Source organism: Planomonospora sp. ID82291 (genome assembly GCF_015711645.1).
Classification (GTDB): domain Bacteria; phylum Actinomycetota; class Actinomycetes; order Streptosporangiales; family Streptosporangiaceae; genus Planomonospora.
Genome location: NZ_JABTEX010000002.1, coordinates 1 through 18624, shown reverse-complemented (window position 1 = coordinate 18624; position 18624 = coordinate 1). Strand labels below are relative to the sequence as shown.

General features: G+C 71.0%; 16 protein-coding genes and 1 rRNA gene. 8 read left to right on the top strand and 9 right to left on the bottom strand.

Going from position 1 to position 18624, the window contains the following annotated elements; all coding sequences use genetic code 11:
- Window positions 1-82 precede the first annotated feature (82 nt).
- The 5 genes from HS045_RS11105 to HS045_RS11085 all read right to left on the bottom strand — a co-directional run bounded on the left by HS045_RS11105 (window position 83) and on the right by HS045_RS11085 (window position 5820).
- Window positions 83-1099: an ABC transporter ATP-binding protein gene (locus tag HS045_RS11105; RefSeq protein WP_196451185.1), complete on the bottom strand. Its 1017-nt coding sequence runs from the start codon at window positions 1097-1099 to the stop codon at window positions 83-85.
- On the bottom strand, window positions 1083-2138 hold the full coding sequence (locus HS045_RS11100) for an ABC transporter ATP-binding protein (protein WP_196451184.1): 1056 nt from the start codon (window positions 2136-2138) through the stop codon (window positions 1083-1085). Before HS045_RS11100 ends, HS045_RS11105 begins: the two co-directional genes overlap by 17 nt.
- Window positions 2139-2147: 9 nt before the next feature.
- Window positions 2148-3101, bottom strand: coding sequence for an ABC transporter permease (locus HS045_RS11095; protein WP_196451183.1), 954 nt, complete (start codon window positions 3099-3101; stop codon window positions 2148-2150).
- Window positions 3094-4035: an ABC transporter permease gene (locus HS045_RS11090; RefSeq protein WP_196451182.1), complete on the bottom strand. Its 942-nt coding sequence runs from the start codon at window positions 4033-4035 to the stop codon at window positions 3094-3096. Before HS045_RS11090 ends, HS045_RS11095 begins: the two co-directional genes overlap by 8 nt.
- A gap of 159 nt (window positions 4036-4194) precedes the next feature.
- Window positions 4195-5820, bottom strand: coding sequence for an ABC transporter substrate-binding protein (locus HS045_RS11085; RefSeq protein WP_196451181.1), 1626 nt, complete (start codon window positions 5818-5820; stop codon window positions 4195-4197).
- 519 nt (window positions 5821-6339) lie between these two features.
- Here HS045_RS11085 and HS045_RS11080 point away from each other — a divergent pair.
- The 4 genes from HS045_RS11080 (at window position 6340) to HS045_RS11065 (ending at window position 8987) form a co-directional block, all read left to right on the top strand.
- Window positions 6340-7275, top strand: a complete 936-nt coding sequence (locus HS045_RS11080) for an ABC transporter permease (protein WP_196451180.1) — start codon at window positions 6340-6342, stop codon at window positions 7273-7275.
- The gene (locus HS045_RS11075) at window positions 7268-8116 is read left to right on the top strand and encodes an ABC transporter ATP-binding protein (RefSeq protein WP_307827467.1); all 849 of its coding nucleotides are present in this window, start codon (window positions 7268-7270) and stop codon (window positions 8114-8116) included. Before HS045_RS11080 ends, HS045_RS11075 begins: the two co-directional genes overlap by 8 nt.
- A gap of 54 nt (window positions 8117-8170) precedes the next feature.
- A complete protein-coding gene (locus HS045_RS11070; RefSeq protein ID WP_196451179.1) occupies window positions 8171-8695 on the top strand; it encodes a YbhB/YbcL family Raf kinase inhibitor-like protein in 525 nt (174 codons plus the stop codon).
- A gap of 130 nt (window positions 8696-8825) precedes the next feature.
- Window positions 8826-8987, top strand: coding sequence for a hypothetical protein (locus HS045_RS11065; protein ID WP_230883993.1), 162 nt, complete (start codon window positions 8826-8828; stop codon window positions 8985-8987).
- 104 nt (window positions 8988-9091) lie between these two features.
- On the opposite strand, the gene HS045_RS11060 is transcribed toward HS045_RS11065, so the two are convergent.
- Window positions 9092-9871, bottom strand: a complete 780-nt coding sequence (locus tag HS045_RS11060; protein ID WP_196451177.1) for a hypothetical protein — start codon at window positions 9869-9871, stop codon at window positions 9092-9094.
- 442 nt (window positions 9872-10313) lie between these two features.
- Window positions 10314-11636 (bottom strand): KamA family radical SAM protein, encoded by a 1323-nt coding sequence (locus HS045_RS11055; RefSeq protein ID WP_196451176.1) that lies wholly within the window; start codon window positions 11634-11636, stop codon window positions 10314-10316.
- Between the two features lie 527 nt (window positions 11637-12163).
- Here HS045_RS11055 and plsX point away from each other — a divergent pair.
- From plsX to HS045_RS11040, 3 genes are all read left to right on the top strand, one after another.
- Window positions 12164-13198, top strand: a complete 1035-nt coding sequence (gene plsX, locus HS045_RS11050; protein ID WP_255531800.1) for a phosphate acyltransferase PlsX — start codon at window positions 12164-12166, stop codon at window positions 13196-13198.
- 296 nt (window positions 13199-13494) lie between these two features.
- Entirely contained in the window at window positions 13495-15231 is a 1737-nt protein-coding gene (gene argS, locus HS045_RS11045; RefSeq protein WP_196451175.1) for an arginine--tRNA ligase, read from the top strand.
- Between the two features lie 146 nt (window positions 15232-15377).
- Window positions 15378-16703, top strand: coding sequence for a hypothetical protein (locus HS045_RS11040; protein ID WP_230883992.1), 1326 nt, complete (start codon window positions 15378-15380; stop codon window positions 16701-16703).
- A 172-nt stretch (window positions 16704-16875) separates the two neighbouring features.
- On the opposite strand, the gene HS045_RS11035 is transcribed toward HS045_RS11040, so the two are convergent.
- A complete protein-coding gene (locus tag HS045_RS11035) occupies window positions 16876-17256 on the bottom strand; it encodes a cell division protein SepF (protein WP_307827466.1) in 381 nt (126 codons plus the stop codon).
- A 210-nt stretch (window positions 17257-17466) separates the two neighbouring features.
- Between HS045_RS11035 and HS045_RS11030 the strand changes: the two genes are divergently transcribed.
- Window positions 17467-18255 (top strand): PhzF family phenazine biosynthesis protein, encoded by a 789-nt coding sequence (locus tag HS045_RS11030; RefSeq protein ID WP_196451173.1) that lies wholly within the window; start codon window positions 17467-17469, stop codon window positions 18253-18255.
- A gap of 188 nt (window positions 18256-18443) precedes the next feature.
- On the opposite strand, the gene rrf is transcribed toward HS045_RS11030, so the two are convergent.
- Window positions 18444-18560 (bottom strand): 5S ribosomal RNA (gene rrf, locus HS045_RS11025).
- Between the last annotated feature and the right edge of the window lie 64 nt (window positions 18561-18624).

The window sequence follows — 18624 nt, the reverse complement described above, 5'->3', positions numbered from 1 at the left end:
GCGGAGACGGCTGAAGGAGACGGCTGAAGGAGGCCGCAGGCGCTCCCGTGCGGGGCGCCGGGCACGGCGCGGGGAGCGGAGGTCAGCGGGGACGGGGCCCCGCGTACAGCTCGGGGAAGTGGCAGGCGCTCTCGTGCGAGGCGCCGGGCCGTACCTGCAGCGGCGGTTCCTGCTGGGCGCAGACGTCCCGCGCCTTCCAGCACCGCGTGCGGAACCGGCAGCCCGACGGCGGGTCGGCCGGCGAGGGCGGGTCCCCCCGCAGGACGATCCGCTCACGCCGTTCGCGCCCGTCCGGGTCGGGGACCGGGGCCGCCGACAGCAGCGCCAGGGTGTAGGGGTGCTCCGGCCGGCCGTAGATGTCGGCGTCCCGGCCGAGCTCGACCATCGTGCCGAGGTACATCACGCCGACGCGGTCGGAGATGTGCCGGACCACCGACAGGTCGTGGGCGATGAAGACGTAGGACAGGCCGAACTCGCGCTGCAGCCGCCCCAGCAGGTTGACGACCTGCGCCTGGATCGACACGTCGAGCGCCGAGACCGGCTCGTCGCAGATGATGACCTCCGGCCGGAGCGCCAGCCCGCGCGCGATGCCGATGCGCTGGCGCTGCCCGCCGGAGAACTGGTGCGGGTAGCGGTCGGCGTGGTCGGGGTCCAGGCCCACGATCTCCAGGAGCTCCTGCACCCTGCGCCGGCGCCGGCCCGCGGGCACCACGTCCGGGTGGATCTCGTACGGCTCGCCGACGATGTCCCCGACGGTCATCCGCGGGTTCAGCGAGGTGTACGGGTCCTGCATCACCAGCTGGATGTTGCGGCGGACCCGCTTGAGCTCGGCGCCCTTCATCCGGGTGATCTCCCGGCCGCCGACCCGCACCGATCCCGAGGTCGGCCGCTCCAGCGCCGTCAGCAGCCTGGCCAGGGTGGACTTCCCGCAGCCGGACTCGCCCACGATGCCGAGCGTCTCGCCCCGGCGCAGGTCGAAGGAGACGCCGTCCACCGCCCTGATCGCGCCGACCTGCCTCCTGGCCAGGACCCCCTGGGTCACCGGGAAGTGCTTGACCAGGTCGCGGACCTCGAGAACCGGGTCACCCGTGGCTGCCATCGAGGACCTCCCTCCAGTAGTGGCAGGCGCTGCCGCGGGTCGGGCCGATCCGGTGCAGCGGCGGCGCCTCGACGGCGCAGTCCCCCTGCCGGTAGGGGCAGCGCGGGGCGAAGGAGCAGCCCGGCGGCAGGTCCAGCAGGTTCGGCGGCTGGCCCGTGATCGCGTGCAGTTCGCGTCCCTTGCGGTCGACGCGCGGGATCGAGTCCAGCAGACCCCGGGTGTAGGGGTGGGCCGGGGCCCGGTAGGCGTCGTGCACGAGGGCGTGCTCGACGATCCGCCCGCCGTACATGACGGCGATCCGGTCGGCCGCGTCGGCCACCACGCCGAGGTCGTGGGTGATCAGGATCATCCCCATGCCGCTCTCGCGCTGGATCTCGGCGAGCAGCTCCATGATCTGCGCCTGCACCGTCACGTCGAGCGCCGTGGTGGGCTCGTCGGCGATCAGCAGCTCCGGCTCCAGCGCGACCGCCATCGCGATCATGATGCGCTGGCGCATGCCGCCGGAGAACTGGTGCGGGTAGTCGTGCAGCCGGCGGGCGGCGCCGGGGATGCGGACCCGGTCCATCAGCTCGACGGCCCGGCGCTCGGCCTCGCGCCGGGAGGCGCCCTGGTGCACCCGGAACATCTCGCCGATCTGCCACCCCACGGTGAAGACCGGGTTCAGCGCGGAGAGCGCGTCCTGGAAGATCATCGCGATCCGGCGGCCCCGGACCCGCGCCCGGTTCTCCTCGCTCAGCCCGAGCAGGTCCGTGCCCCGGAAGAGGATCCGCCCCCGGGTGACGCGCGCCGGGGGCGTGTCGAGGATGCCCATGATCGCCTGGGCGGTCACGGACTTGCCCGATCCCGACTCGCCGAGCACGGCCAGCGTCTGGCCCGCCTCCAGCGCGTAGTCCACCCCGTTGACCGCCTGCACGACGCCCTGCCGGGTGGCGAACTCCACGTGCAGGTCCTCGACGGCCAGCAGCGGCTCGCGGCGCGGCGCGGCGCCGCCTTCCCAGGCGGGCAGCACCGATGGCGTTCCGCCCGTGATGCCGGTCATGCTCTCCCCCTACCGCAGCTTCGGATCGAGGGCGTCGCGCACCGCATCGCCCAGCATGATGAAGGCCAGCACCGTGACGCTCAGCAGTCCCGCGGGGAACAGCAGCGGCCCGGCGGCCTCGTGGAAGCGCGCCCGGGCGTCGGCGATCATCAGCCCCCAGGTGATGTCCGGCGACTGGACGCCGAGCCCGAGGAACGACAGGCCCGCCTCGGCGGCGATGAACACGCCGAGGTTGATGGTGGAGACCACGATCAGCGGGGCGATCGCGTTCGGCAGGATGTGCCGGAACATGAGCCGCCCCGCGGACGCGCCGAGCCCCCGGGCCGCGACCACGTAGTCCTGGCCCCTGGCCGTGATCACCGACGCCCGCATGATGCGGAACGTCATCGGCCACGCCAGTACGGCCAGCGCCAGCGTGACCGTCCACACCGTGCCGGTCCGGAAGACCGACAGGATCAGCAGCGCGCCGAGGACCGACGGGATCGCGAAGAACACCTCCGTCACCCGGGACAGCACCGCGTCGAGCCACCCGCCCCGGAACCCGGCCACCAGGCCGAGCAGCCCGCCGGCGAGCGCGGTGAGCACGGTGGTGCTCAGCCCCACCAGCACCGAGTTGCGGGCGCCGTACACGGTCCGGGCGTAGGTGTCGCAGCCCTGGTTGTCGGTGCCGAACCAGTGCGCGGCGCTCGGTCCCCCGCGGGCCTCGCCGAGCACGCAGCCCGCCGCGTCGTACGGGTCCACGGAGGTGAACAGCCCGGGCGCCGCGGCCATCACCAGGATCACCGCGATCAGGACGGCCGAGACGGCGAAGAGCGGACGGCGGCGCAGGTCGTGCCAGGCGTCGCGCCAGAGCCCGGCGGGCCTGGCCGTCCGGGCGCCGCGGCCCGGAGGCCGGGAGGACCTGGCGTGCCGGGCGCGCCGGGTGTTCGGGGGCGCGCCCTTGGCGGGTGCGGCGCTACTCATAGCGGATCCTCGGGTCGAGCACGGCGTAGAGCAGGTCGACGACCAGGTTGGCCAGCACGTAGACCAGGACCAGGAGCGTCACGATGCCCACGACGACGGGTTGCTGGCGCTCGTAGATCGAGCGGAACAGCTCCTGTCCCAGACCGGGCAGGTTGAAGATGGTCTCGGTGATCACCGCGCTCCCCATCAGGGTGCCGAGGTCGGCGCCGAGGTAGGTGACCACGGGGACGAGCGCGTTGCGCAGCGCGTGCCGCCCGACGATCCGGCGCCGGGGCAGCCCCTTGGCCACCGCCGTGCGGACGTAGTCGGCGCGCAGGACCTCCGCCAGCGTGGTCCGGGTGAGCCGGGTCAGGTAGGCGATCGACGTCCCGGCGAGCACGAAGCCCGGCAGCAGGTAGCTGCGCCATCCGTCGAAGGCCCCGGAGATGGGGAAGAAGTCGATCCCGGTGCTCCGCCTCAGCTCGACGCCGAGCAGGAGCTGCAGCACGAAGCCGGTGACCAGCGTCGGGACGGAGATCAGCAGGAGGGTGGCGGCCAGCACCAGCGTGTCCTGGGCCCGGCCCCGGCGCAGCGCGGCGTAGAAGCCGAGGCCGACGCCGATGACGGCCTCCATGACCAGCGCGGTGAGCGCGAGGTTCAGCGAGATCTGGAACCTGCCGGCGACGATCTCCGAGACGCGGACCCCCGAGAACGTCTCGCCGAAGTCTCCCCGGAGGAGTCCCGCCAGGTAGTGCCCGTACTGGACGAGGAAGGGGTCGTCCAGGTGGTACCGCGCGGTGAGTTCGGCGGCGATGTGGGGCGGCGTCCGCTTGTCGCCGGACAGCGACGCGATCGGGTCGCCCGGCAGGGCGAAGACGACGAAGAAGATGAGCAGTGTGGCGCCCAGCAGCACAGGGATCACCTGCAGCAGGCGCCGGATGACGTAGCGGCCCATCGGGTCCGGCTAGGGGCGTGCCGGGATCGACCGGCGGGGGAGGCGCTTCACGGGTGGCCTTTCGTCAACGGGGGACGGGCGGGACCGCCCGGCGCCTCCTCGTGGGAGGGCGCCGGGCCGGGCCGCGCCGTCCGGGAGCCCCTCGGGGCCCGGTGGGACCTAGACGGCCTTCTCGACCGTGGTCCACTCGACCTGGTTGATCAGATTGATCTTGACTCCCCGGACGTGCTCCGAGAACGCGGCGTTCAACCGGTAGAAGAAGATCGGGATCATCGGCAGGTCGCGCAGGAGCAGGTCGTCGGCCTTCTGGTAGTACCTCAGGCTGTCCTCCTGGCTGCCGGCGGTGTCGCCCTTGGCCACGAGATCGTCGAACTCGGTGTTGGAGTAGCCCGAGAAGTTCGAGCCGGTCTTGATGGCGCCGGTGGAGAACATCGGGGTCAGGTAGTTCTCCGGGGACGGGTAGTCGATGCTCCAGCCCATCCGGTACATGCCGCCGTACTTCTTGCTGTACAGCTCCTCCAGGATCTGCTGGAGCTTCTCGAACGGCCTGACCGTGACCTCGATGCCCAGGTTCGAGCGGAGGTTGTTGGCGACCGCCTCGATCCACTCCTTGTGGCCGCCGTCCATGTTGGAGGCGAGCTCCAGCCGCTTCGGCCCGCCGGCCTCGTCGTAGAGCCGCTTGGCCTGGGCCGGGTCGTAGGAGCAGGCCGTGCAGGCGCCGGGGCGGTAGCCGTCCAGCAGCGGGTTGATGAAGTCGTCGGCCGGGGCGCGCGTGCCGGAGAAGACCGTCTGGGTGATGGTCTTGCGGTCGATGGCCATCGAGATGGCCCGGCGGATCTGCGGGTTCTCGTACGCCTTGTTGGCCATGAGCGGGAAGCCCACGTAGCCCACGCCGGCGTCGGCCTGGTCGATGTAGCGCTCGCCGAGCTCCTTGGCGGTCGAGATCGCCGACGGCGGCAGCTGCTCCAGGATGTCGATCGTGCCGCCCTGCAGGTCGTTCCAGGCCGTCTCGGCGCTGGTGTAGATCCTGAACTGCAGCTTCTGGAACTTCGGCTTGACCTCGGGGAAGTACTCGTAGCGCGTCAGGTTGATCGTCTGGTCGGTGCCCTTGTCATAGGGCTTGTCCATCTTGAAGTAGCCCTGGCCGATCGGCTGCTTGGCGTACGCCTCGGTGATCTTCCCGTCGTCGCCGAAGGCGACCTTGGGCAGCGGGTAGAACACGGTGTACCCGAGCATCGTCCGGAACTGCGAGAACGGCTGGCTGAGGGTCACCCGGAAGGTCTCGTCGTCGATGACCCGCAGGCCCTTCATCTCCGTGGTGGAGGGGGTCTTGCCCTCACCCGGGTTCAGGTCGGCGTAGCCCAGGATGCGGGCGAAGAAGTAGTTGCCGCTCTGCGCGTTCTCCTGGTTGGCCGCGTAGTTCCACGCGTCCACGTAGTTCTGCGCGGTCAGCTTGTCGCCGTTGTGCCAGGTGAACCCGGGCTCGATCTTGATCGTCCAGACCTTGTTGTCGGTCGACGAGATCGAGTCGGCGACGAAGTCGATGACCTGCTTGTTCTCGTCGTACTTCACGAGCGGGGCGAAGATCGCCGCCATGACCTCACCACCTTCGGCCTCGGTGGTGTCGGCGGGGGAGAACAGGTTCCGCGGCTCGCCGATCTTCATGCGCACGGGCTGGTCGGCACCGGTGGCCCCGCCCTCGGAGGTCCCGCTGCCACACGCGGCGAGCCCCAGCGCGAGCAGCACGGTACCGGCGATGAACTTCGCGCCCTTGGTGACACGCATTGGTGGTAAATCCTCCTTTTACAGGTGGGCGTCGACACTGAGCTCCGATGCCCGGGGCAGCCGGACGGAGGATGCGCGCACCCCGGCTCCGATCGACCCGGCCATCGCACTGACGCCACACCGGTCGAACGCGACTATTCCGCACCGCTCCCCACCGGGTCGTCTCCGTGGCGTTGCAGTTCGGTCACGCGCGCGCTGCCGAGTGTCACATGGTGACCGCTCCGCGTGACGCAGGCTCCCACATGCATACAAAAGAGACATTAATGCATATGTGGCACAGGAATGGCCTCGTCAAGATACCGTCGCGACCGAGGTGCTCATACTGGGGCCCGCCCCCGGCCCGCACTCGACCGGCACCCGGCCGGCACCCGGGCTACCGTCGACCGGGAGGTGGGAGCCGGAGTCCGGGAAGAATCCACACAATCCACATGGAACCTTCAGGCCGGTGATCCCGTCCAATGTGCGGCGGGCCCACCGCCGCAGGCATGTCATCCACCACCATCCAATAGAGTCCTTGCCATGAGCCAGCCGGAATCCGCCATCGCGGACGCCCAGGCGGGCGGCCCTAGTGACGGCACCCCCGCCAAGGGGCAGGAGCCGCTGGCCGAGCTCGCCGCGCGTCACGGTCTTCGGCGTGCCATCGCACGCCCGAGCCTGCCCGCCTACCTGCGACAGCTGTGGGAGCGTCGGCACTTCGTCATGACGTACGCGACCTCGCGCAACGTCTCGAAGTACAGCAACTCCGCCCTGGGCCAGCTCTGGCAGGTCCTCACCCCGCTGCTCAACGCCGCGATCTACTGGCTGATGTTCGGCCTGATCCTCGGCGCGAGCAAGGACATCGAGAACTACCCGGCCTTCCTCATCACCGGGATGTTCGTCTTCACCTACACCCAGCGCTCGGTGAGCGGCGGCGCCAAGTCGATCTCCGGCAACCTGTCGCTGATCCGCGCCCTGCACTTCCCCCGCGCGGCGCTCCCGCTGGCCTACACGATCCAGGAGTTCCAGCAGCTCCTGATCTCCATGGGCGTGCTCTTCGCCCTGGTGCTCGCCACCCAGGAGGCGGTCACCTGGTACTGGCTGCTCATCCCGGTGGCCCTGCTGCTGCAGACCATGTTCAACGTCGGCGCCAGCCTGGTCCTGGCCCGCGTCGGCGCCACCGCCCGCGACCTGAACCAGCTCCTGCCCTTCATCATGCGCACCTGGCTGTACGCCTCCGGCGTCTTCTTCTCCATCGGCGACAAGGTCGTGGACTCCGCCGGACTGCCGCAGTGGGTCGCGGACGCCATGTACGCCAACCCGGCGGCCGCCTACATCGAACTCATGCGCGACCTGCTCATGCAGACCCACGAACCGCGGCCGTACATCTGGTCCGTCTGCGTATTCTGGGCGGTGTTCGCCCTGATCGGCGGCTTCTGGTACTTCTGGCGAGCCGAGGAGAAGTACGGCCGTGGCTGAGTCGACCGAGGAGCTGTCCCGAGTGAAGGCCGAGGAACCCGGCGCCCCCCGCACGGACGTCCGGGTGCACCCCGCCCCCGAGCCCCCGCAGGCGCCCCGCACCCCCACGGTCGTCGTCGACGACCTGCACATCATCTACCGGGTGTACGGCGCCGCCACCGAGGCGGAGAAGGGCAACGCGGCCAACGCCCTGATGCGCCTGCTCAAGCGCCAGGGCCGCCCCCAGATGAAGGAGGTGCACGCCGTCCGCGGCGTCTCCTTCGTCGCCTACCACGGCGACGCCATCGGCATCGTCGGCCGCAACGGCTCCGGCAAGTCCACCCTGCTGCGCGCCATCGCCGGCCTGCTCCCCCCGCACTCCGGCGCGGTCTACACCGACGGCCAGCCGTCCCTGCTGGGCGTCAACGCCGCCCTGATGCGCGAGCTCACCGGCGAGCGCAACATCGTGCTCGGCTGCTACGCGATGGGACTCAACCCCCAGCAGGTCAGGGAGAAGTACGACGACATCGTCGACTTCTCCGGCATCGGGGAGTTCGTCCAGTTCCCCATGTCCACCTACTCCTCCGGCATGGGCGCCCGGCTCCGCTTCGCCATCGCCTCCGCCAAGGCCCACGACGTGCTGCTCATCGACGAGGCCCTGGCCACCGGCGACCGCGACTTCAAGCGCAAGAGCCAGGAGCGCATCAAGAAGATGCGCGAGGAGGCCGGCACGGTCTTCCTGGTCGCGCACAACCTCGACGTGATCGAGGAGACCTGCAACCGGGTCATCTGGCTGCACAAGGGCAAGATCAAGATGGACGGCGACCCGAAGACGGTGCTCGCCGCCTACAACAAGGGCTGACGAGGGGGCAGGATGAGGAGCGTCCGAAACGACGTTCCTCACCGGAGGTGAACGGTGTCCCCACGGCCACCCGTCCCGTACGACTTCCTGCCGCCCGTCCCCGCGCTCGCCGTCGAGAGCGACGACGTCCGCGACGGCGAGACCCTGCCGGAGGCCCACGTCTTCGACGGCTGGGGCATGTCCGGCGGGAACGTCTCCCCGCACCTGCGCTGGTCGGGCGCCCCCGAGGGCACCCGGAGCTACGCGGTCACCTGCTTCGACCCCGACGCCCCCACCGGCAGCGGGTTCTGGCACTGGCTGCTGTACGACATCCCCGCCGACGTCACCGAGCTGCCCCGGGGCGCGGGCACCGCCGACACCCGCCTCGGCCTGCACGGCCGCAACGACTACAGCACCAAGGAGTACGGCGGCGCCGCCCCACCGCCCGGCCACCCGCACCGCTACCTGTTCGCCGTACACGCCCTGAGTGTGGAGAAGCTGGGCGTGGACGCCGACGCCCCGCCGGCCGTGGTCGGTTTCAACATCACCGCCGCCACCCTCGCCCGCGGCCACCTCGCGCCCGTCTACGAGGCGGGCTGACCGCCGCGGACGGCGCACCGGCGTGTCCTGGGGCGATCGACTGACATCGGGACCGGCGTTCGGTTATGATTCGAACGTTGTTTCGATCAGCCTTCTTACCGGGAAGCCCGTCATGGAGTGGGGGCGCGCGATGCGAGAGCTGTCGACCGCGATCGACCACCTGGCCGCAGAAGATCCGTCCGAGATCCCCCATCTCCAGCTCACCCAGCAGCTCATCGAGCTGCACTGGCAGATGGCCAGGCTCCAGGCCCAGATCGCCCGCCGCACCTCCGTCCGGACTCCCGGCGGCTGAGCGGCCCCCGTCCTGGACGATCACACGAAGAGACCGGCCGGTGCGCACCGGCCGGTCTCTTCGCCCGTATGCCCGGACCTCCGCGCGGAGCGTCCGGTGGGCGGCTACCGGGAGAGGTTCTCCGTGACGCCCCGGACCGCGCCGGTCACCGAGTCGAGCATCCCGGCCGCGGCCTCGCCGCTCTGCGCGCTGCGGTTGCCCAGCAGCGGCGAGAGCTCGTCGATGGAGGCCGAGCGGGTGACCGGCTCGACCGCGCCCACGAGCGGACGGGCCTCGGCCGGGGCCAGGCCGCTCACGAGCGGGGCGACGGTGCCCGCCCGCTCGGCCCCCTGCGGGATCGCCTGGTTCAGGCCGTCCACCAGACCCTCGACCCGGGGCCGCTGGTGGGTGAACCCCTCGGCGCCCTCCACGGCCCCCTGGACGTTCTCCAGCGAGCGCGCCCCGGTGTGGGTCAGCCCGTTCGCCGTGCCGACGAGGTGCCCGGCGCTGTCGGTGGTCCCGGCCAGCGGTCCGGCCTCACCGGTGACGCCCCGCAGCGGGGTCTCCCCGGTGAGGCCCCGCAGCGGGGCGCCGCCCTGCGTCAGATGCTCGACGGGGACGCCCAGCAGCCGCTCCACGGCGGCCGAGGCCCTCCCGAACACGCCCTCGGTGAGCGGCGGTGCGCCCTGCCCGCCCGTCAGGCCCTCCAGTCCCCGACCGCCCGCCAGACCGTCCAGCCGGCCACCGGTAAGGCCGCCGGCGAGCCCCCGGATCGCCATGGAGACCGTCTCGGCCGCGTCCTGACCGCCGAGGGACGGGATCGCCTGCGCCTGGGCGGGCGTGCAGATCGCCGCCGCCAGCCCCAGTGTCGCAACGGCCACGGCCGCCTTGATGACTCGCTTCATGATTGCCTTCCCAGCTCGTGATCGGCCCGCTCCCCCTGCCGTTTCAGAGAATGCGGGCCCCAAGACTCCGTTTTTCGCCGGTGGCGCGGTTTGCGAGGATTACGGGGGGCGCACCGACCGGAAGCTGTCCTGCGAATTTCTATCACCGCCGCGTCGGGCGTTCCGGCCTGTTTACGATGACCAGAGCACCTGTTGAAGCAAGGCCAGGGAGGGCTTTCCGCCTGCACGGGAGGGCCTGGAGGCCCGTCCCGCGAGACCGTGAAAACGGAAATGTCCCAACGAACGAGAACGATGTGACCCCCGTACGCCGGGAACATCCCGGAAATCGGGAAGGGCCTTTCCGCGCACGGGACGGACCGCGGGGAAAGAAGGGGGAAAACGACCCTCACGGACCACCGCCCCGGACTTTCCCGTCCGCGGGGACCGGCTTGACCGGACGGGGTCAGGCCGACAGCCGCGCGTCGGCCGTGACCGGCTCGAAGGGGAAGCGGTCGGCGAAGGCCGGCCGCAGGTCGGTGAGCCACACCGCCTCGGGGTCGTACGCGGCGAAGAACGGCCGCCCGACCAGATCGGGGTCGCGGGCCTGGATGAGGTGGAGCACGAAGACCTTCCGCCCGGCGACCTCCGCGACACCGTCGACGCAGACCTTGCCGGGGGTGGCCGACATCGAAGGGCCGCGCACGGTGCGGCAGAGCCCCGAGACGCCCGCATAGGCGTCCCGGAAGATCTCGTGGGCCCGGGCCAGCGGCACCGCGAAGTAGTCCTGCGGCCCGGTGTCCCGCTCGACGAACATGTAGTACGGCACCATGCCCATCACGTGCTGCCGGCGCCACATCGACGACCAGACGGCCGGATCGTCGTTGACCGACCTGATCAGCGGCGCCTGGGTGCGGATCACCGCGCCCGTGCCGAGGATCCCGGCCACCGCCGCCTCCACCAGCGGGGAGTCCATCTCCCGGGGATGGGAGAAGTGCGCCATGAAGGCGAGGTTCTTGCCCGCGTCCACCACGGAGGCGAGCAGCTTGAGGGTCTCGTCGGCGTCCGGGTCCGAGACGAACCGCTGCGGCCAGTACCCCAGGGACTTGGTGCCGATCCGGATGGACTCCAGCTGCTCCACCGCGAGCAGCGGCTCCAGGTAGCGGCGGAGCACCGCCTCCCCCATGATCATGGGATCGCCGCCGGTCAGCAGCACGCTGGTCACCTCGGGGTGGGACCGCAGGTAGGACACCAGCGCGGCCACGTCGTCGGAGGCGAACTTCAGGTCGGGCTCCCCGATGAACTGCGCCCACCGGAAGCAGTAGGTGCAGTAGGCGTGGCAGGTCTGCCCCTGCTTGGGGAAGAACAGCACCGTCTCCGGGTACTTGTGCTGCATTCCGGGCACGGGCTCGGTCCCGACGCGCGGGACGTTGAGGTCGAGCTGCCCGGCCGGGTGCGGGTTGAGCCGCATCCGCACCTCGTTCGCCGCCGCCTGGAGCCGCGCGCTCGGGGCGCCGTCGCGCAGCAGGTCCGCCAGCCGGGTGACGTCCGCGGCGGGCAGCATGTCGGGCTGGGGGAAGACCAGCCGGTAGATCGGGTCCTCGGGCACCGCCGACCAGTCGATCAGCTCCTCGACCACGTAGGCGTTGGTGCGGAAGGGCAGTACGGTCGCCACCGCCCGGACCCGGAGCCGCTCCTCCTCGTCGAGACCGGCCCGTCGCAGCAGGTCGTCGAGGTGTTTCGCCGTGTAGGCGCGGAACCCCCGGGTGGACGCCTCTTTAAAGATCACTAAGTGATTCCTCTCGCTTTTACCTTTTATGCGTAAACCTCTTCGACCATTCGCGCGTCCATCGCGCTTACCTACCGGACGCCCCCGCCGGAGGATCGGTTCCATCCGATACCGAACTCCACCGGCGCACATCTCACGACATATCGCGAATTCGCCTAGACTCGGGCCATGACCGCCCCCATCCCCGCTCCCGCGCTCCGCGCCTCCGACACGGATCGCGATCGCGCGGTCGCCGTCCTCGGCCGGCTCGGTTCGCCGTTCGCCGTTCGCCGAACGGCGCGTCTCCGGCGGCGCGGGCGACCGCGACGGCCCGGTCATCCGGGTCACCGGCCGGGTGACCTCGGGCAAGGTCGTCGTCTCCCGGGAGAGAACCGACGGGAACATCCCGAGCGCTCCCTGATCGCCCCCGCCTGTGTGGCGCCCGGTCGCGGCGCCTACGATGCGGGGATCCCACTCCGCGCGAGGTGACCGCCGCCCGCCACCGAGGCGCCTACGACGCGGGGCCCCATCCCGTACGAGGTGACCGCTTGCCTGACACCGCCGACGTCTCCGGCGCCCCCGTCGCGCTGGACGCGATGGGCGGCGACCACGCCCCCGGCGAGATCGTCGCCGGAGCCGTGCAGGCCGTCCGGGAGCACGGGATCCCCGTCGTCCTCGTCGGCGCCCCCCGCCCGATCCACGAGGCGCTGGCCCGGCACGACGCCACCGCCGAGATCCCGATCGTCCGCGCCGAGGAGGCACTGGCCATGGACGAGGGCGCCCTCGCCAGCCTGCGCCGCCCGCGCTCCAGCATCGCCGTCGCCTGCCACCTCGTCCGGCGGGGCGACGCGTGCGCCGTCGTCTCGGCCGGCTCCACCGCCGGCGTCGTGGCCACCGGCAAGCTCCGACTCAAAGGGCAGCCCGGCGTGCTCCGGCCCGCGATCGCGGTGGCCCTGCCCACCCGCCCCCGCCCCCGCATCCTCCTGGACGCCGGAGCGAACGCCGAGGTCAAGCCGGAGACGCTGGTCCAGTTCGCCCACCTCGGCGCCGCCTACGCCGAGACCGCGCTCGGCGTCACCGGCCCCCGCATCGGCCTGCTGACCATCGGCAGCGAACCAGGGAAGGGCAACAAGCTCGTCAGGCGGGCGCACGAACTGCTCTCGGCCGCCCCCGGCCTCGACTTCGCCGGCAACGTCGAGGGCCACGACCTGCTCACCGGGTCCGTGGACGTCGTCGTCGCCGACGGCTTCACCGGCAACGTGGCGCTCAAGACCATGGAGGGCAGCGTCCGCTACGCCTTCGCCGAGCTGCGCGAGACGATCCAGGAGAGCCGCACCGCCCGGCTGGGCGGGCTGCTGCAGCGCAAACGCATCCTGGAACTCCGCCGCCGGCTGGACCCGGAGGCGTACGGCGGCGCCGTACTGCTCGGGCTGAACGGCACCGTGGTCATCGCGCACGGGGCCACCCGGGCGCCGGGCGTGAGCGCCGCCTGCGCCCTGGCCGCCACGCTGGCCCACCGGGGCGTGGTGGCCCGCATCGGCGAGCGCCTCGGCCCCACCCACCGGCCGCACCGCCTCTGGTGACCACCGCACCGGCCGCACCACCTCTGGTGACCACCGCACCGGCCGCACCACCGCGCGAACCGTACCCGCGGGCACCACGACGACGGCCACCGGCCAGGTGAACCCGAACGGGTCGACCGTACCCGCGGGCACCGGGGGCGACGGCGACACGGAGCGCGCCGGACGGCCCCGATCCGGCCTCGATCCGGCCTCGATCCGGCCCCGGAACCGCGACGCACGGGCGATCGCGACGGGCCATGATCACATATGAGCGTGATGTCCCGGAGCCGGGTCGGCACTACCGATATCCTTGACACATGACCGACCCGCAGCTCGTCCTCACCGAGCGCGTCCAGCAGGCGCTGGCCGCCGCCTTCGGTGCCGAGTACTCCGACGCAGACCCGCTGATCCGCCCCTCGCAGTTCGCCGACTACCAGGCGAACGTCGCGATGAGCCTGAGCAAGCGCCTGCGACGTGCCCCGCGGGAGGTCGCCCAGGAGATCGCCGACCGGCTCACCGCGGACCCCGCCTTCCCCGGAACCGCCGAGGTCAGCGGCCCCGGCTTCCTCAACATCGCGCTCGACGACTCCTGGATCGCCGACCGGGCCTCCGAGATCCTCGCCGACCCGCGCACCGGTGTCGGGACCACCACTCCGCCGCAGACCATCGTGATCGACTACTCCGCGCCGAACGCGGCCAAGGAGATGCACGTCGGCCACCTGCGCACGACCATCGTCGGCGACTCCCTGGCCCGCACGCTCGAACACCTCGGCAACCGCGTCGTGCGGCAGAACCACCTCGGCGACTGGGGCACCCCGTTCGGCATGCTCATCGAGCACCTGCTGGACATCGGCGAGGACGCCGCCATCGCCCGGCTGGAAGCCGGCGAGGGCAGCGAGTACTACCAGGAGGCCCGCGCCAAGTTCGACTCCGACGCCGCGTTCAAGCAGCGGTCGCGGGAGCGCGTGTCGACCCTGCAGGCCGGAGATCCGGAGACCATGCGGCTCTGGCACCTGTTCATGGACGCCACCATCCGCTACTTCGACAAGATCTACTCCATGCTCGGCGTCACGCTCACCGACGAGGACATCGCCGGCGAGAGCATGTACAACCCCATGCTCGCCACGACCTGCGCCGACCTGGAGGCCTCGGGCGTGGCGACGATGAGCGAAGGCGCCCTCTGCGTCTTCCCGCCCGGCTTCACCGGCAGCGACGACAGGCCGCTCCCGCTCATGATCCGCAAGAGCGACGGCGGGTACGGCTACGCCACCACCGACATGGCCGCCATCCGCTACCGGGTCAACGACCTCAAGGTCGACCGGATCCTGTACGTCGTCGGCGCCGACCAGGCACTGCACTTCCGGATGATCTTCGCCGCGGCCCGGATGGCCGGCTGGCTGCCCGACGCGGTCTCCGCCGAGCACATCCAGATCGGCATGATGCTGGGCGCCGACGGCCGCCGGTTCCGGACCCGCAGCGGCGAGACCGTCAAGTTGACGGAGCTGCTCACCGAGGCCGTCGACCGGGCCAGGGCGGCCATCGCCGAACGCGGCTACGACGAGGCGACCCAGAACGAGATCGCCCACTCCGTCGGCATGGGCGCGGTCAAGTACGCCGACCTGTCGGTCAGCCACGACAGCGAGTACATCTTCGACTTCGACCGCATGCTCGGGTTCACCGGCAACACCGGCCCCTACATGCAGTACGCCACGGCCCGCATCCGCTCCATCTTCCGCCGGGGCGGCGCCGACCCCGCCGCGGCGACCGGTCCGATCACGCTGGGCCATGCGGCCGAGCGCGGGCTGGCCCTGCAGCTGCTGGGCTTCGGCGCGGTGGTCGAGCAGGCCGGGGCCCTGGCCGAACCGCACCGCCTGTGCGCCTATCTCTTCGACACCGCCAGTGCGTTCACCGCGTTCTACGAGAACTGCCCGGTCCTGAAGGAGGGCGTCGACGAGGCCACCCGCGCCTCACGCCTCGCGCTGTGCGCTCTGACCCTGCGTGTGCTGGAGACCGGGCTGGACCTCCTCGGCGTCCCGGTGCCCGAGCGCATGTGACCCCGCCCGCCGGGCGATCACCCGGATTCGTCAAATCCGGGTGATCGTCCGGCAAAGACCGGTACGGCGCGCCTCCCAACGGTGATCTCCGCAGCGGACTACGCTGGCGCGGTCAACGGTCACGACTTCGAAAGAGTTCCCCGCCCTTGAGCACGGACCTGACCGCGACCCCCCACGCCGGGGCGGAGTTGCACCGCTACGCCGACGCACTCCTGGCGAGTCTCTCCACCGACGCTCCCCCGGCGCCACCGCCGCGGGAACTCACGGACGCGCCCGACCACTGGCTGCCTCCGGCCGTCGAGGCCCTGGCCGCCCTCGTCCAAGGCGACGACGCGCTGGGCCCGCTCGGCCGCGCCGCCCAGTGCGACGAGCGCAGGACCGCTCTCTTCCTCTGCCTCGCCCTCGCCGCCGCCGGCCAGGGCGACCGGATCCACGCCTCCTGGTTCGGCACCGCCTTCGGCGACCTCTCCATGGACCGGCCCGTCACCCCTGGTCAGCGGGCCCTCTGGCTCGCCGCCGCCCAGGGCGCGTACGGTCCCGCAGGGAAGATCTTCGTGCTGCGCAAGCTCGACGCGGTCTCCCTCTCCGCCGACTCCGACCCCGCCCGCTGGCTCCGCGCGCTGGCCCCCGACGAACCCTCGATCGTGGTCCCCCCGTCCCTGGCCGACTTCCCGGAGATCGCCCAACTCCCCGAACTGGCCCGGCCCGTGCACGCCGCCATCCAGCTGGCCCGGCTCCGCGGCCGCTGCGTCGAGATCACCTCGGTCCGCGAAGACCGCGGCGGCCCCGGCGGTACGACCCGCCGCCCGCCCTCTTCCGTCTCCGAGGACGAACCGTCGGCGGTGCTGCGCCGTCTGATCGTCTCCGGAGAGACCGAAGACCGGGCACGCTCCCTGACCGACTACCTCTTGGCGGATCTGCGCCCCGGATCCGATTCCCGGCTCGCGGCCATCGCCCTGCACGTGGCCGCACCGATCGTGCGGAGCGCGGCAGAGGAGCTCGTCGAGGCCACCCGGGCCGTCCCCCCGTCGGCGGTCACCGTCTCCCTGCTCGGCCACGACGTGGCCCTCCGGCCGGAAGGCCCCGATCCCGCCTCGCTCGCCGCAGCCGAGAAGCACCTGGTGGCCGAGAGCGTCCCCGCCCGAGGGCTCCCCTGGCCCGCCTACGCATTGTTCGCCCTCGGCGCGGTGCTCCTGGCCGCGGCCTTCCTCATCCCGACGCCGCTCCCGGCGGCGGCACTCGCGCTCCTGCTGTCGGCGGGGGGCGCCTACCTGCTCTGGCAGCGGCGCGCCCGCGAGCAGGAGGACGCCGACCACGTCGCGGCCCGGCTCGGGGAATTGCACGAACTCGCCGACGGAGCCGTGTGGGCCCTGCACGAGTACGCCAGGGAGGCCGAGAAACGCGCGCAGACCGCCGCCTCGGACCTGGCCGAACTGACCCGTCTGCTGCGTCGCGGTCCCCGGGCCGGCTGACCGGAGCCGGGAGAACACGACCGGCGCGGACAAGGACCGGCGGTCTGAGAACGCCGTGGGAGGCCGGAAGGACCGCAGACGTGAGACCGCGGCGGGAGCGGAGCGGGGGGTCCGCCGTCCCCGGGGGACGGCGACGGTCTCACATCAGGGTCTCGACCGGTGGATCACCGTCTCAACCAGTGGTGATCTCCATGTCGGCCGGGGCCAGCAGGAAGACCTTCTCCGCGATCCGCTCGATGCGGCCCTCGCAGCCGTAGGCCAGTCCCGCCGCGAAGTCGACCATCCGCGTCGCCTCTGCAGCGGTCATCTCGTTGACATCCATGATCACGGCCTGCCGCTCGCGGAAGTGCCGTCCGATGATGGGGGCATCGTTGTACTTGCGCGGCGTCAGCATCACGATCCGCGAGGGCTCGCTCACCGCGCGCCAGCGCTTGGCCGCGCGCTCGGAAGCCGGCCGCCAGTTCTCGTCCTCGGCCTCGATCTCTTCCTCGTACTCGTAGTCGTAGGAGTCGTCATAATGCTCTGCCCCGCCCAGGCCAAGGTATGTCGCCACCTTGCGCACTGCCCCCATCGGCACTTCCTTTCCGCAGGACTCCGCCTCGTCCGGCGTGTGTCCCTACATCTTTGACGCTAGCCGACGCCCAGAAGTTCGCCACGCGACACGCCCAGCATGTAATTCCAATTCGTACGGTCAACGTCAAGGCCTGCCTGCCCCCCAGGCCTGCCTTCAATCCCCCGTCGATGACCCCCCTAGTATCTCGTCATGCGCATCTACACTGTCGACTCCTTTACCGATCGGGTTTTTCGTGGCAACCCGGCGGGCGTCTGCCTCCTCGATGGTTCGATGCCCGATGCGTGGATGCAGTCCGTCGCCGCCGAGATGAGACACTCCGAGACGGCCTTCGTTCGGGCAGGAGAGCGCAACGGCCCCTATTCCCTGCGCTGGTTCACCCCGGCGACCGAGGTCGCCCTCTGCGGGCATGCCACGCTCGCCACCGCACACGTGCTCTACTCCACCGGAACCGCCCCGCAGACGCTCGAATTCTCGACGAAGAGCGGAATCCTCTCCGTGACGCGTGACGCGGACGGTCTGCTCACCATGGACTTCCCGGCGAAGACCGTGACGGAGGCGACCCCTCCGGAAGGTCTGATCGAGGCGCTCGGCGCCGAGTCGGTCCGAATCCACAGGAACGAGTGGGACTACCTCATCGAGCTCGAGGACGAGGGAGCCGTGCGGTCCGCCTCACCGGACTTCACCGCCCTGGCGGCCGTGGACGCCCGTGGCGTCATCGTGACCGCCGAATCCGCGGGAGACGAGGCGGACTACGTGTCCCGCTTCTTCGCGCCCAGGGTCGGCGTTCCCGAGGACCCGGTGACCGGCTCGGCACACTGCGCGCTCGCTCCCTACTGGTCGGCCAGACTCGGCAGAGACGCTCTCGTCGGCCGACAGCTCTCCGAGCGTGGCGGCGAGATCCACACGACCGTGCGCGGCGACCGGGTCGACCTGACAGGACGCGCGGTGACCGTGCTCTCCGGCGAGCTCCACGCCTGAGACGCCTGGAACAGCGGAACGGTCCCGCCCCCGGCCGGTGTCCGAGAGCAGTCCGGAGGCCGGCACGGCACCCCGGACCAGCAGACCCCGCACACCCCGGGAAAACGGATGACACCCCGAACCCCCGGGAAACCCCCCGAAAACACAGAAAGGGCCGCCCCACAGGGACGGCCCTCTCCACAAAAAATGTCCGGCGGCGACCTACTCTCCCACACCCTCCCGAGTGCAGTACCATCGGCGCTGAAGAGCTTAACTTCCGGGTTCGGAATGTAACCGGGTGTTTCCCCTTCGCCATAACCGCCGTAACCCCATGAAACACACAAGCAGATGCCTGTTGTCTCAGAATTGCCTAGTGGACGCGAGCAAGAA

What these genes read in the sequence shown, in the direction of transcription:
- HS045_RS11105 (WP_196451185.1), bottom strand. Translation starts at nt 1,099, where the DNA reads ATGGCAGCCACGGGTGACCCGGTTCTCGAGGTCCGCGACCTGGTCAAG.
- HS045_RS11100 (WP_196451184.1), bottom strand. Translation starts at nt 2,138, where the DNA reads ATGACCGGCATCACGGGCGGAACGCCATCGGTGCTGCCCGCCTGGGAA.
- HS045_RS11095 (WP_196451183.1), bottom strand. Translation starts at nt 3,101, where the DNA reads ATGAGTAGCGCCGCACCCGCCAAGGGCGCGCCCCCGAACACCCGGCGC.
- HS045_RS11090 (WP_196451182.1), bottom strand. Translation starts at nt 4,035, where the DNA reads ATGGGCCGCTACGTCATCCGGCGCCTGCTGCAGGTGATCCCTGTGCTG.
- HS045_RS11085 (WP_196451181.1), bottom strand. Translation starts at nt 5,820, where the DNA reads ATGCGTGTCACCAAGGGCGCGAAGTTCATCGCCGGTACCGTGCTGCTC.
- HS045_RS11080 (WP_196451180.1), top strand. Translation starts at nt 6,340, where the DNA reads ATGAGCCAGCCGGAATCCGCCATCGCGGACGCCCAGGCGGGCGGCCCT.
- HS045_RS11065 (WP_230883993.1), top strand. Translation starts at nt 8,826, where the DNA reads ATGCGAGAGCTGTCGACCGCGATCGACCACCTGGCCGCAGAAGATCCG.
- HS045_RS11060 (WP_196451177.1), bottom strand. Translation starts at nt 9,871, where the DNA reads ATGAAGCGAGTCATCAAGGCGGCCGTGGCCGTTGCGACACTGGGGCTG.
- argS (WP_196451175.1), top strand. Translation starts at nt 13,495, where the DNA reads ATGACCGACCCGCAGCTCGTCCTCACCGAGCGCGTCCAGCAGGCGCTG.
- HS045_RS11030 (WP_196451173.1), top strand. Translation starts at nt 17,467, where the DNA reads ATGCGCATCTACACTGTCGACTCCTTTACCGATCGGGTTTTTCGTGGC.